This is a genomic window from Asanoa iriomotensis, assembly GCF_016862515.1.
GTDB classification, from domain to species: Bacteria; Actinomycetota; Actinomycetes; order Mycobacteriales; family Micromonosporaceae; genus Asanoa; species Asanoa iriomotensis.
In genome coordinates this window covers 12,262-25,743 of record NZ_BONC01000047.1, presented here as the reverse complement: position 1 = coordinate 25,743, position 13,482 = coordinate 12,262, and the positions used below count along the sequence as shown (strand labels likewise).

Below are 13,482 nucleotides of genomic sequence, written 5' to 3'. Positions count from 1 at the left end.
GACCATTATGGGCGCGGGCTACGACAGAAACCGGTCGTGCGTACGCGTGGAGGCTCAGGATTTGTCGCTGTGGCCCGTGAACTGGTCGACGTAGGCGTGCAACTCCATCTCGAAGAGCGCGCCCGGGTCGGACACCGCCCACCGCAGGTGGTGGAAGACCTCCATGGACACCAGCCCGTAGAGCCGTGACCAGCCACTGAGGAATGCCCACGCGACCTCGATCGGCACCTCTTCGCCATGGCTGGCGCGCAGGGGCTCCAGGTGGGCGGCGAGGCGCTCCTCCATCAGCGACCGCGGCGGGGTGGGGTAGCGCTCGCGGAGCCAGAGCGCGTTGATCGTCTCCATGAACGGGCGGCCGAACTCGACGCCCGGATGATCCGCCTCGTCGCAGCTTTCCTGGAACGCGACGATGCCCGGCTGCGGGCTGCCGAGGATGAGGGCGAACTCGGCCGGGTGTGCCACGGACCAGTCGCGGAATGCCCTGGCCATCGCCTTGATCTGGGCCACCGGGTCGTCGCCCGCACCGTGTTTGGCGGCCGCCACGATTTCGGACATCTCGATGTACAGGTCACCGGCGAGGGCCTCGACCAACGCGTCGAGACTCTCGAAATAACGGTAGATGGCGGGTGCGGTCATGCCCATCTCGCGGGCGATCGCGCGCAGGGAGATCGCGTCCGGACCACCGATGACCAGCAGCCGCCGGGCCTCGTCCTTGATCTCGCTGAGCGTCGAGGTGCGCAGACGTTCACGCCGTGTCGGCGCGCTCAATCGCGAACCCCCTTGACTGTCGAGAACGCCGTTGCAATAGTTAACGGCGTTCATTCTCCTAACGCTGTTTGTAGTTTTGCACAGATCACTGGGGGGATCCATGTTCGCGTGGTGGGGGCGGGCCGTGGTCCGGTTCCGCTGGCTGGTGCTGGCTGCCGCGGCGGCGCTGGTCGTGGTCGGCGCGGCCTGGGGCACCGGGGTGTTCGGCGCGTTGACCGGCGGCGGGTTCGACGATCCCAAGGCCGAGTCGTCCCAGTTCCGTGAGCGCACCATGGCCGAGTTGGGCAACCGCGATATCGATGTGCTGGTGCTCTACTCGGCCGAATCGGCGGCCGTCGACGACCCCGGCTTCCGCGATCCGGTGACGGCGACGCTGGCCAAGATCCGCGCGTTGCCCGAGGTCGCGAGCGTGACCAGCTTCTACGACACCCAGTCGCCGGCGCTGGTCTCGACCGACCGCCACGCGACCTACGCGATGGTCCAGCTCAAGGCGACGGAACCGGATGCCAAGACCGCGGCGTTCGAGGAGATCGAGCCGGCGTTGACCGCGCCTGGCGTCACCACGCAGACCGGCGGCACGATCCCGTTCCTCCACGAGGCCAACGAGCAGACCAGCGCCGACCTGGCACGCGCCGAGACGTTCTCGCTGCCGGTCCTGCTCGTCCTCCTGATCCTGATCTTCGGCGGACTGGCGGCGGCCGCGACCCCTTTGATGATCGGCGGCATCGCCATCCTCGGGTCGCTGGTCGTGGTGCGGCTGCTCAACATGGTCACCGACGTGTCGGTCTTCGCGATCAACATCATCACGTTGATCGGGCTCGGCATGGCGGTCGACTATGCGCTGTTCATCGTGAGCCGGTTCCGCGAGGAGCTGGCGGGTGGGCATGAGACGCCCGCGGCGATCGCGCGCACGATGGCCACCGCGGGCCGCACGGTGCTGGTCTCGGGTTTGACGATCGCGCTCGCGCTGGCGAGCCTGCTGATCTTCCCGCAGGCGTTCCTGCGTTCGATGGGCTTCGGTGGTCTCGCGGCCGTGCTGGTGGCGATGCTGGCCGCCCTCACCGCGCTGCCCGCCCTGCTCGCGGTGCTCGGCCACCGGATCAACTCGCTACGCGTGCCGTTGCCGTGGCGGCGCGGCCGGGAGCGCGCGAGCGGCGACGGCGCTTGGGCGCGGATCGCGAGGAGCGTGATGCGCCGACCCATTGTGTACGCGGCCGGCGTGATCGTCATCCTCGCCGTGCTCGCGTCGCCGGTGCTGCGGATCAGCTTCGGCGGGTTCGACGAGCGGGTGTTGCCACCGGGTGCCGAGCCGCGCGTGGTCTCCGACGCGATCAGCTCCGACTTCGCGGGCGGCACCGTCGGGCCGATCGAGGTGCTGGTCTCGGGCGGCGGTCAGGCCGAGGCCCAAGCGCTGGCGTCGACCATCACCAGGCTGCCCGACGTGACCGGCGCGCAGGTGACCGCCTCCCAGGGCACGTCGTCGCTGGTCACCGTCACCTACCAGGGGGAGCCGAGCGGTGACGCGGCGCAGGGAGTGGTGCACGCGATCCGCGACCTACCGGCGACTCCCGGCGTCGACGTCCTGGTCGGCGGCCGCACGGCGGCCGACATCGACCTGGTCGACAGCCTGATAGCCCATCTGCCCTGGATGGCGCTCATCATGGCCTCGGCGACGCTGCTCCTGCTCTTCCTGGCGTTCGGTTCGATCGTCCTGCCGATCAAGGCCGTCCTGATGAACCTGGTGTCGATCGGCGCCTCGTTCGGCGTGGTCGTCTGGGTCTTCCAGGACGGGCACCTGTCCGACTTCCTGGGCTTCACGCCGACGGGCTTCATCGAGCCGAGCAACCCGATCCTGATGCTGGCCGTCCTGTTCGGACTCGCCACCGACTACGAGGTGTTCCTGCTGTCCCGGGTCCGCGAAGAATGGGATCGCACGGGCGACAACACGGCGTCGGTGGCCTCGGGCCTCCAATTCACGGGCCGGATCATCACTGCGGCCGCGCTGCTGCTGACCGTGGTGGTGGCCGGCTTCGCGAGCGGCGGGATCGCCTTCATCAAGCTGATCGGCGTCGGCATGATCGTGGCCATCATCGTCGACGCGACCCTGGTCCGGTTGCTGCTGGTGCCGGCGACGATGCGACTACTGGGCCGCTGGAACTGGTGGGCTCCGGGTCCGCTGGGCGCGGTCTACCGCCGGTTCGGCATCCGCGAGCTGGATCCTCATCCTGCGGCGCCGGCCAAGGAGGAGTCTCTGGCCAGCAGCAGCGGGTGACTCCTGATCTGCGAGCCGCCACGAGCGCGACCGCCTGCGCCTGCACGGGGTCACCCTCTTGTTGGCCCTTGACCGTGCCCTCGCCTTGCGCGGAAGGGCACCCGATGTTCCCTAGCATCCGTGGACATGACGGTCTTCGAGACGGATCGCCTGGTTGTTCGGCAGTGGACCGAGAGCGACGCCGACGTCGCGCGGGTCTACGACATGTTGTCGCGCTGGGAGGTCGCACGGTGGCTGGGCGCTCAGCCGCGGGTCATCGAGTCCGCCGACGAGGCGCTTGGCGCGATTCAGCGGTGGCGCGGTCGCGCCTCCGCGGACGGGCTGCACGGCATCTGGGCGGTCGACGTGCGGGATACGGGCCAGACGGCCGGGTCGGTGCTCGTCGTGCCGCTGCCGGGTGTCGACCAGCAGCCGACCAAGAACATCGAGGTCGGGTGGCACCTGCACCCGGACTCCTGGGGTCACGGCTACGCGACCGAGGCCGCGCGCGCCGCGATCGAGCGGGTGTTCGCCGCCGGTCTGGGGGAGATCTACGCGGTTATCCGGGAGGGCAACACGCCTTCGGTCGCGGTCGCCACCAGGCTGGGCATGGAGCCGATCGGCAAGCGGCGCGACTGGTACGGCGGCATCGAGCTCGACACCTACCGCCTCGTCGCACCGCAGAGCTGAAAGCGGGCGCGCCGTACGTCCGCGCCAGTGAACTGATGCCACCGGGCGACAGCGCCGCCCGCACCGGCTCTACCCTGCTTCGATGCGCATCGTCATCGTTGCCGCCCCCGATCGGCGGCGGCCGATTGCGGCAGTCCGGTACGTTTCGCGGTGGTTGTTCCGCTGCTTCTACGCCGTGGGGTCCGTGGTCGTCGCTCTCGGCGTGGTCAGCCTGGCCATTCTGCCGGGCGACCCGGTGCTCGACCTGGCGATCATCGCGCTCGGCCTGTTCTGCCTCGCCTACCCGACCGGCGTGGTCGCGTCCGTGCGCCGGCAGCAGCGCAAATACGCCGCGATGACCATCGAGTACGAGATCGACGAGGACGGGATCCTCACGCGCGCCGAGCACGGCGAGTCGAAGCTGCGCTGGCCGGCCATCGAGCGCACGGCGCTCACCGACGACCTGCTGCTGCTCTGGGTGAGCAGGAACCAGTACTTCCCGATTCCGATCGACGGGCTCTCGCCCGCCGAGCGCGCCGACCTGGAAGATCTCCTGGAGAACCGGACCCGCCTGTGGACAACTTCGGACCCCGACCCCCGATAGGGGAGAATGGCCCAGTGACCCAAGCACACCGCAGACCCGGCATGACCGCGCCGCGGGAGATCGTCCTGCTCGGCAGCACCGGGTCGATCGGCACCCAGGCGGTCGACATCGTGCGCCGCAACCCCGACCGGTTCCGGGTCGTGGCGCTCGGCGCCGGTGGTGGCAACGTCGCGCTGCTCGCCGCGCAGGCGCTGGAGCTGGGTGTCGAGGCGGTGGGCGTGGCGAAAGCGTCCGCGGCGCAGGACCTACAGCTCGCCTTCTACGCCGAGGCGGCCAAGAAGGGCTACGCGACCGGCGACTTCCGCATTCCCAAGATCCTGGCCGGCCCCAGCGCCATGGCCGAGCTGGCGGAATGGCCGGCCGACCTGGTGCTCAACGGCGTGGTGGGCTCGCTCGGCCTCGCACCGACGCTGGCCGCCCTGCGCGCCGGCCGCACCCTCGCCCTCGCCAACAAAGAGTCCCTGATCGCCGGCGGGAGCCTGGTCAAGGCGGCCGTGACGCGCCCCGGCCAGCTCGTCCCGGTCGACTCCGAGCACTCCGCGCTTGCCCAGTGCCTGCGCTCCGGCGCCGAGCGCGAGGTGCGCAAACTGGTGGTCACCGCCAGCGGGGGCCCGTTCCGCGGGCGGCGGCGCGACGAGCTGGCGGCGGTCACGCCCGACGAAGCGCTGGCCCACCCCACCTGGACCATGGGCCCGGTGGTCACGATCAACTCGGCCACCATGGTCAACAAGGGGCTCGAGGTGATCGAGGCGCATGAGCTCTTCGACATCGCGTACGACCGGATCGACGTCGTCGTGCACCCACAGTCAGTGATCCACTCCATGGTGGAGTTCTTCGACGGGTCGACGATCGCCCAGGCGAGCCCGCCCGACATGCGGCTACCGATCTCGCTCGGCCTCGGCTGGCCCGACCGGGTGGCCGACGCGGCGTCGCCGGTCGACTGGACCACCGCACACACCTGGACGTTCGAGCCGCTCGACGACGCCGCGTTCCCGGCGGTCGCGCTGGCCAAGGCGGCCGGCCAGGCCGGGCGGTGCCGGCCGGCGATCTACAACGCCGCCAACGAAGAGTGTGTGGCGGCGTTCACCCAAGGGCGCTTGCCGTTCCTCGGCATAGTGGACACCGTGGAGCAGGTTCTGGCCGCGGCGCCCGATTTCGGCGAACCAGGTAACGTCGATGACGTGCTCGCCGCGGAGACCTGGGCCCGGGGGCAGGCGCGGGAACTGATCGGGTCAGCGGTGAGGGGAGCCTGATGCTGTATCTGGCCGGGGTAGTGGGCTTCGCCCTTGTGATTCTGATATCGGTCAGCCTGCACGAAGCCGGGCACATGCTCACGGCCAAGCGCTTCGGCATGAAGGTCACCAAATACTTCGTCGGCTTCGGCCCGACCCTGTGGTCGTTCAAGCGCGGCGAGACCGAATACGGCGTCAAGGCCATCCCCCTGGGCGGCTTCTGCAAGATCGTCGGCATGACGCCGCAGGACGACGACGTCGACCCGGCCGACGAGCCGCGGGCCATGTGGCGGTTCCCGCTCTGGAAGCGCACCGTCGTGATGAGCGCCGGTTCGATCACCCACTTCCTGCTGGCGGTCGTCGCGCTCTGGTTCGCGGCCATCTTCATGGGCCTGCCGAACCCCGCGCTCGCCGGCCCGCAGCCCGCCTACGTCAAGGTCACCGACTGCGTGATCGTCGGCGCGACCGCAGACAACCGCGACTGCATCCCCGGTGACCCGGCCGGCCCGGCCAAGCAGGCGGGCCTACGCGACGACGACAAGATCACCGCGGTCAACGGTGTGCCGGTGGCGACCTACACCGACCTCGTCAACGAGATCCGCAAGCTCCCGCCGGGCTCGCAGGCGACGATCAACTACGAGCGTGACAACAGCCCGCAGCAGCTCAACGTCAATCTCGCGACCGTGCAGCGCCCCCCGGTCGGCGAGCCCGACGGCCCGGTGGCCGCGGTGAGCGCCCTCGGCGTCGCCGGCCCGGTCCCGCCGCCCGGCGTGCCGGTGATGCTCAAGCACAACCCGATCGAGGCGTTCCCCGCGACCGCCAGTTACACCGGCGACCTCGCGGTCAACACGGTGCAGGCGCTCCAGCGAATCCCGCAGAAGGTCCCGGCGCTCTGGGACGCCATCACCGGCGCGCCCCGTGACGCCGACACGCCGATCAGCGTCGTCGGTGCCAGCCGGCTCGGTGGCGAGGCGGTCGAGCACAGCGCGTGGGAAGTCGTTGTCCTGTTGTTCGTCTCGTTGAACTTCTTCATTGGCGTGTTCAACCTGTTGCCGCTGCTACCCCTTGACGGTGGGCACATCGCGATCGCCTGGTTCGAGCGGATCCGGTCGTGGTTCGCCGCGCGGCTCGGGCGACCCGATCCAGGGCACGTCGACTACTTCAAACTGATGCCCGTTACGTACGCGGTTATCCTGATCGGTGGGGCTTTTACGCTGCTGACGATCACTGCTGACATCATCAACCCCATCACGCTCTTCTAACAGCCGCACAACCCGTTCCGAGGTGAGTGTTCCCGTGACCGCGATCAGTCTCGGTATGCCGGCCGTTCCTCCCCCGCCGCTGGCACCGCGGCGGCAGAGCCGCCAGATCCACGTCGGCTCGGTGCCGGTCGGTGGTGGTGCGCCGGTGTCGGTCCAGTCGATGACCACCACGCTGACCGCCGACATCAACGCGACGCTGCAGCAGATCGCCGAGCTCACGGCGTCGGGGTGCCAGATCGTCCGGGTGGCCGTGCCGTCGCAGGACGACGTCGAGGCCCTGCCCGCGATCGCCAAGAAGTCGCAGATCCCGGTCATCGCCGACATCCACTTCCAGCCGCGCTATGTGTTCGCGGCGATCGACGCCGGTTGCGCGGCCGTCCGGGTCAACCCGGGCAACATCCGCCAGTTCGACGACAAGGTCAAGGAGATCGCCGCCGCCGCGTCGGACGCCGGCGTGCCGATCCGGATCGGCGTCAACGCCGGTTCGCTCGACAAGCGGTTGCTCCAGAAGTACGGCAAGGCGACGGCGGAGGCCCTGGTCGAGTCGGCCCTGTGGGAGTGCTCGCTGTTCGAGGAGCACGGCTTCCGCGACATCAAGATCTCGGTGAAGCACAACGACCCGGTCGTGATGATCCGCGCCTACCGGCAGCTCGCCGAGCAGTGTGACTACCCGCTGCACCTGGGCGTCACCGAGGCCGGCCCGGCGTTCCAGGGCACGATCAAGTCGGCGGTCGCGTTCGGTGCCCTGCTCGCCGAGGGCATCGGCGACACCATCCGGGTGTCGCTGTCCGCGCCGCCCGTCGAAGAGGTCAAGGTCGGCCAGCAGATCCTCGAGTCGCTGGGCCTGCGTGAGCGCGGCCTGGAGATCGTCTCCTGCCCGTCCTGCGGGCGCGCCCAGGTCGACGTCTACAAGCTGGCCGAGGAGGTCACCGCCGGGCTCGAGGGCCTGCCGGTGCCGCTGCGGGTGGCCGTCATGGGCTGCGTCGTCAACGGCCCGGGCGAGGCGCGCGAGGCCGACCTCGGCGTCGCGTCCGGCAACGGCAAGGGCCAGATCTTCGTCAAGGGCCAGGTCATCAAGACCGTGCCGGAGGCCCAGATCGTCGAGACCCTGATCGGCGAGGCGGTCCGCCTGGCCGAGGAGATGGGCGCCGACCTGCCCGAGGAGCTACGCGAGTTGGCGGTCGGCCCGACGGTCACGGTCCACTAAGACGGGCGACCAGCAACAGCCAGATCGGCGAGGTCCGCGCCGGCAGAGCGGAAAGGCCCCGCGAACCGTGAGGTTCTAGCAGGGCCGGCACAGCGGAAGGGCTCCACGAACCGAATTGGTTCGTGGAGCCCTCAGCCTTTGGGTCACCGGGTCGTGCCGGGCTCTTCGGCGAGGATCGCGTACAGCTTGCGCCGCGCCTCGTCGAGTACCTCCGCCGCGCGGGTGCGCTGGTCGTCCGTGCCGTTGCGAAGCACCTGGCGCAGGGCGTTCATGGTCCCCATCGCCGCCTCGCGGATGTCGTGCCAGCTGTTCACGGTGCCGGCGGCCTCGAATGCGCTCCACGGCGCCTGCGCGGCAGCCTCGGTCGCCTCGGCCTGGCCGGCCTCCGTCAGGGCGAAGCTCTTCCGGCCGCCCTCGCTCGTGCTGACGATCAGGCCCTCGTCCTCCAGCAGTTGGAGGGTGGGGTAGACCGAGCCCGGGCTCGGACGCCACATGCCGCCCGTGCGCTGCTCGAGTTCCTGGATCATCTCGTAGCCGTGCATCGGTCGCTCGGTGAGCAGCGCTAGCAGGGCCGCGCGGACGTTTGCCCGGCGTCCGCCCCGGCCTCGGCCGCGTGGGCCGCCGGGACCGCCACCGGGGAACCCCCCGCCGAAGCCGCCCCAGCCAAACCCGCCGAAGTCGCCTCCGGGGAAGCCGTGGCCCCGGGCCCGTGCCTCATGGCCATGGTGATGGCCGCCGCGATGAAAGTTCTCTCGTTGGAACCTCATGACTCTTCTCCGATCTGTTGTCGATACGTTGACGATATATCGGCAATGCATCGGCGACAACACGCAGTGACCTGCGTCACGTAGGCAAGAGATCGCGAAAGACCCCGGAAAACCGGGGGAAGCCGTCCGCACCCTGATCTGGCACGCTTGAGGGCGTGTTGATGGTGCCCGTCCGGCAGCTCGGTGAGACCGAGCGCGGTGCCGTCGAGCGCCTTCTGGACACCGACCCCTACGGCGCCGCCCAGGTGGCCGAGCGCGTCGCCGCCCGCGGGCTCGCCTGGTGGCGCGCCGACGGACGGGTCTTCGGCTACGGTTCGCGCCGCCACGTCGAGGCCCTCTGCTGGCTCGGCGGCCACCTGACACCCGTGCACGCCGGGCCGTCCGCCGTCGCCGCCTTCGCCGAACGCCTCGCCGCCGAGGACCGCACCTGTTCGTCGATCGTCGGTCGCGCCGACGCCGTCCTCGGTCTCTGGGACCGGCTCTCCGCTCACTGGGGTCCGGCCCGCGAGGTCCGCCCGCACCAGCCGCTGCTGATGGCCGACGCGGTGCCCGACGTGGCCTTCGACGAGGCCGTCCGGGTCGTCCGCACCGAGGAGACCGACGATCTCTTCCCGGCCGCGGTCGCGATGTACACCGAGGAGGTCGGCGTCTCGCCCCTGCTCGACGACGGCGGCGTCGGCTACCGGCGGCGCGTCGCCGATCTGGTCCGGGCCCGCCGCGCGTACGCCCGGATGGTCGACGGCGAAGTGATCTTCAAGGCGGAGCTGGCGGTCGTCACCAAGCACACCGCGCAGATCCAGGGCGTGTGGGTCGCGCCGAGCTGGCGCGGCAAGGGACTCGCCGCCCCCGCCCTGGCCGCCGTGATGCGCGACGCGCTGCGCCGGGTGGCGCCGACGGTCAGCCTCTACGTCAACGACTACAACGAGCCGGCCCGCCGCGCGTACGACCGCTGCGGCTTCCGCCCTGTCGGCGAGTTCGCCACGGTGCTGTTCTAAAGACTCCCAAAGTATGGGATTCGTCAGCTAATGCGCGAATGCCGGATTCCGCCAATAACCTACGCTAAGTGACGGAAGAAACACTAAGCGTCAGGGGGCCCCGGTGGGCAGGATCGAGAAGAAGGTCGCCGAGGGCATCACCAAGTACTACTGGTACCCCGGCGACAAGCGCGAGTGGAAGCGGGCCGGCATCGCCGTCGCGATCGGCGTCGCCACGTTCCTCGTGCTCTACCTGATGGCACAGGACCTCCTGCCCGCCGTCGTCGGCGGCACGTCGGTCACCGCCGGCGTCACAGGCGTCAACTTCGGCCGCCGGGACGCGCGGGCCATCACCAGCTTCCCCAACCTCACCGGGCGCGCCGCGCGCATCGCCGCCGTCGCGCAGACCGGGCGGGCCGCCTGGCGCGGTCTCGTGCACGGGTTCGGTGGTGCGGCCGCGGCCGTCCTCATCATGAACCTGCCGCACCACGGCATCGTGGCCGACTGGATCATGCCCGTCGTGCCCGCGGTGGTCGGCGCGCTCGCACACCAGGCCGGCATGCTCTTCGAGCAACTCCCGTCGTCGGCCGCCACATCCGGCCCCGCCAAGGAGCCCGCGATGGCCGGCGGCGAGGGAGCAAAATAGGTGGTACGACGCGGGTCGCCCCGCACCGCCACGTGGAAGAAGTATGCTCGGGCGCGACCATGAGCCCCAGCGACATCGAACGAAGGCGGACGATGGAACAGTCGAGGGCGCTACCGACGGAGGTCGATCTCAGCCGGCCCAGCGCCGCCCGGGTCTACGACTACTTCCTGGGCGGTGCACACAACTTCGAGATCGACCGACAGCTCGCCGAACAGATCGCGGCGATGACACCGAACCTCGCCGACACGATGCGCGCGGGCCGGTCGTTCCTGCGGCGCGCGGTGGCGGAGTTGACCCGCCTCGGCGTCGACCAATATCTCGACATCGGTTCGGGCATCCCCACGGTCGGCAACGTCCACGAGGTGGCACAGGGCATCAACCCCGAGGCCCGGATCGTCTACGTCGACATCGACCCCGTCGCGGTCGCGCACAGTCGCTCCATTTTGGAGGGCAACACGCGCACGGCCGTCATCCAGGCCGACGTCCGCGACCCCGAGCACATCGTCGCCGAGGCGCGGGAGACCGGTCTCATCGACTTCGCCAAACCGGTGGGGGTGCTGCTCGCCGGCGTCGTCCACTTCGTACCCGATGACGACGACCCCGACCGCCTGATGGCCGTGCTGCGCGACGCGGTGGCACCCGGCAGCTACCTGGTCATCTCACACTCCACATACGAGGATCAGCCGCAGGAGATGCTCGACGCGCAGAAGCTCTCGGCCCGCACGGCGACCGAGATCACGCTGCGCTCCAAGGCCCAAGTCACCGGGTTCTTCGGCGAGTTCGAGCTGCTCGAGCCCGGCGTCGTCCACATGCCACTGTGGCGGCCCGACTCGCCCGACGACGTCGACGACCACCCCGAACGGTTCGGCGCCTTCGGCGGAGTCGGCCGAAAGCCGGTCGCGGGCTAGCAATGGCACTCTCCGCCGCGGAGATCAGCACCTCGGGAGCGCAGCGCTACGCCGCGCGATGGACGCGTGCCATCGCGCGGCGGGCGTTCGTACCCATGTCGTCGGACGAGGTCGAAACCCTGCTCACCCGACACGTGGTGCGCCTCGCGGAGGCGTTGCGTGCCGACGAGTTCAGCGCCGAGCCGGCCCGCGAGGTCGGCCGCGCGCTGGTCGACGCCAACCTCACCGACCCCGGCACGCTCAACTGGTCGCTGCGGGCACTGGCCGATCACCTCGTCGACGACGTCGTGCCCGGCCTCGACCGGCCCGACCTGGCCGCGCGGATCAGCGAGTCGCAGGCCGCGCTGGCCGAGACCTTCGCGACGGCCCTGCGCGACCGCACGTTCGCACAGCAGGAGCGGATCAGCCGCTCGGCGTGGGAGGCGCGCAACGAGGCCGAACAGGCGCTGCGCGACAGCGAGGCCCGCTTCCGCGCGGTCTTCAGCGGCGCGGCCATCGGCATCGGCATCGCCGACCTGTCGGGCCACATCATCGACGTCAACCAGTCGTTCACCGCGATGCTCGGCTACACGCGCGACGAGATGCTCGCCATCAACGTCGCCGACCTGTTCTACGCCGAGGACGACCCCGGCATGTGGCAGCTCTACAAGGAGCTGATCGAAGGCAGGCGCGACCGCGTACGCCTGGAGAAGCGCTATTTCCGCAAGGACGGCAGCGAGCTCTGGACCGATCTCGCGGTCAGCCTGATCCGCCACGACGACGGGCGACCCCGCTTCACGGTGGCGATGGTCCAGGACATCACCGAGCGGTACGCGCTGCAGCAGCGCTTGCGTTTCCAGGCCCTGCACGACCCGCTGACCGGGCTGCCCAACCGCACGCTGTTCTTCGAGCGCCTCGAAGCCGTGCTCCGCGACGCGGCACCCGACCGGCGGGTCGGTGTCTGTTTCCTCGACCTCGATGGTTTCAAGGCCATCAACGACACCCTTGGTCACGACGTCGGCGACAAGCTGCTCATCGTCGTCGCCCGCCGGCTCGCCGAGGCGGTCGCCGACACCGGCAGCATGGTCGCGCGCATGGGCGGCGACGAGTTCGTCATCCTGGTCGCCGACGTCGACGAGGACGGCACCGCGGTCGAGGTGGCCGAGTCGGCGCTGCGGGCGGTCGCCGATCCTGTCTACATCGGAGCCCATCAGCTCGCCGTCTCCGCCAGCGTGGGCATTGTGGACAGACTCGTCTCCGAGGGCACCGCCACCGACCTGATGAAGGCGGCCGACACCACCCTCTACTGGGCCAAGGCCGAGGGCGGACGCGGCCGGTGGGCCCGCTACGACCCGGACCGGGCGGCCCGCGAGGCGACCAGCACGGCGCTGGCGACGGCGTTGCCCTCCGCGCTCGGCCGCGACGAGTTCGTCGTGGAATACCAGCCGATCGTCTCGTTCGGCACCGGCGAGGTCCGGGCCGTGGAAGCGCTGGTCCGCTGGCAGCATCCGACGCTCGGGCTGCTCGCGCCCGACCAGTTCATCGGGCTGGCCGAGGAGACCGGGCTGATCGTGCGGCTGGGCCAGTGGGTGCTGGAGCGCGCGTGCGTCGAGGCCGGCAAGTGGCACACGGAGTTCCCGCAGGCCCGGATGACGGTCAGCGTCAACCTGTCGGCGCGCCAGGTCAGCGATCCGGAGATCGTCGACCAGGTGGCCGGCGCGTTGGAGGCCAGCGGGTTGCCGCCCGACCTGCTCCAGCTCGAGCTGACCGAGAGCGCGGTGATGGCCACCGGTGGCGAGCCGGTGCGGGCGCTGCGGAAGTTGGCCAACACGGGCGTACGCCTGGCGATCGACGATTTCGGCACCGGCTATTCGAACCTGGCGTACCTCCGGCAGTTGCCCATCCACACGCTGAAACTGGCCGGGCCGTTCGTCGACGGCATGCGTTCGCACGATCCGGCCGCTGTCGTCGCCGAGCGGATCGTCGACGCGCTGGTGCGGCTGGCGCACGCCCTCGGCCTGTCCGTCACCGCCGAGTCGGTGGAGACGCCGGAGCAGGTGGAACGGTTGACGGCGCTGGGGTGTGACAGCGGGCAGGGTCGGCATTTCGGCACGCCGGCAGCGCCCTCGGCGATCACCGAGTTGCTGCGGGCGACGGGCTGACGCGGGCAGGCGCGCGTGTGATCGCGCGCCCGCCCGCCGCCTCGCGCCGGAGC

At 70.1% G+C, this 13,482-nt stretch carries 12 protein-coding genes; 10 read left to right on the top strand and 2 right to left on the bottom strand.

Annotation, left to right across the window (positions count from 1 at the left end; translation table 11 throughout):
• Positions 1-54: 54 nt before the first annotated feature.
• Entirely contained in the window at positions 55-768 is a 714-nt protein-coding gene (locus Air01nite_RS27765; RefSeq protein WP_203706269.1) for a TetR/AcrR family transcriptional regulator, read from the bottom strand.
• Between the two features lie 100 nt (positions 769-868).
• Here Air01nite_RS27765 and Air01nite_RS27760 point away from each other — a divergent pair, with 100 nt between their 5' ends.
• The 6 genes from Air01nite_RS27760 to ispG all read left to right on the top strand — a co-directional run bounded on the left by Air01nite_RS27760 (position 869) and on the right by ispG (position 7,993).
• The gene (locus Air01nite_RS27760; protein WP_203706268.1) at positions 869-3,040 is read left to right on the top strand and encodes an MMPL family transporter; all 2,172 of its coding nucleotides are present in this window, start codon (positions 869-871) and stop codon (positions 3,038-3,040) included.
• 126 nt (positions 3,041-3,166) lie between these two features.
• Positions 3,167-3,709, top strand: a complete 543-nt coding sequence (locus Air01nite_RS27755; protein WP_203706267.1) for a GNAT family N-acetyltransferase — start codon at positions 3,167-3,169, stop codon at positions 3,707-3,709.
• A gap of 82 nt (positions 3,710-3,791) precedes the next feature.
• Positions 3,792-4,292 (top strand): YcxB family protein, encoded by a 501-nt coding sequence (locus tag Air01nite_RS27750; RefSeq protein ID WP_203706266.1) that lies wholly within the window; start codon positions 3,792-3,794, stop codon positions 4,290-4,292.
• Positions 4,293-4,333: 41 nt separating this feature from the next.
• The gene (gene dxr, locus Air01nite_RS27745; protein ID WP_203706304.1) at positions 4,334-5,545 is read left to right on the top strand and encodes a 1-deoxy-D-xylulose-5-phosphate reductoisomerase; all 1,212 of its coding nucleotides are present in this window, start codon (positions 4,334-4,336) and stop codon (positions 5,543-5,545) included.
• Positions 5,545-6,786: a M50 family metallopeptidase gene (locus Air01nite_RS27740; protein WP_203706265.1), complete on the top strand. Its 1,242-nt coding sequence runs from the start codon at positions 5,545-5,547 to the stop codon at positions 6,784-6,786. The genes dxr and Air01nite_RS27740 overlap by 1 nt, the downstream gene beginning before the upstream one ends.
• 34 nt (positions 6,787-6,820) lie before the next feature.
• A complete protein-coding gene (ispG, locus tag Air01nite_RS27735; protein ID WP_203706264.1) occupies positions 6,821-7,993 on the top strand; it encodes a flavodoxin-dependent (E)-4-hydroxy-3-methylbut-2-enyl-diphosphate synthase in 1,173 nt (390 codons plus the stop codon).
• Between the two features lie 143 nt (positions 7,994-8,136).
• Here the strand turns inward: ispG and Air01nite_RS27730 are convergent, their stop codons facing one another.
• Positions 8,137-8,760 (bottom strand): PadR family transcriptional regulator, encoded by a 624-nt coding sequence (locus Air01nite_RS27730; protein WP_203706263.1) that lies wholly within the window; start codon positions 8,758-8,760, stop codon positions 8,137-8,139.
• A 155-nt stretch (positions 8,761-8,915) separates the two neighbouring features.
• On the opposite strand from Air01nite_RS27730, the gene Air01nite_RS27725 reads away from it, so the two are divergent.
• The 4 genes from Air01nite_RS27725 to Air01nite_RS27710 all read left to right on the top strand — a co-directional run bounded on the left by Air01nite_RS27725 (position 8,916) and on the right by Air01nite_RS27710 (position 13,429).
• Positions 8,916-9,755, top strand: a complete 840-nt coding sequence (locus Air01nite_RS27725; RefSeq protein WP_203706262.1) for a GNAT family N-acetyltransferase — start codon at positions 8,916-8,918, stop codon at positions 9,753-9,755.
• A 103-nt stretch (positions 9,756-9,858) separates the two neighbouring features.
• Entirely contained in the window at positions 9,859-10,380 is a 522-nt protein-coding gene (locus tag Air01nite_RS27720) for a hypothetical protein (RefSeq protein ID WP_203706261.1), read from the top strand.
• Positions 10,381-10,439: 59 nt separating this feature from the next.
• Positions 10,440-11,288, top strand: coding sequence for an SAM-dependent methyltransferase (locus tag Air01nite_RS27715; protein WP_373310479.1), 849 nt, complete (start codon positions 10,440-10,442; stop codon positions 11,286-11,288).
• A 2-nt stretch (positions 11,289-11,290) separates the two neighbouring features.
• On the top strand, positions 11,291-13,429 hold the full coding sequence (locus Air01nite_RS27710; protein WP_203706259.1) for a putative bifunctional diguanylate cyclase/phosphodiesterase: 2,139 nt from the start codon (positions 11,291-11,293) through the stop codon (positions 13,427-13,429).
• Positions 13,430-13,482 lie beyond the last annotated feature (53 nt).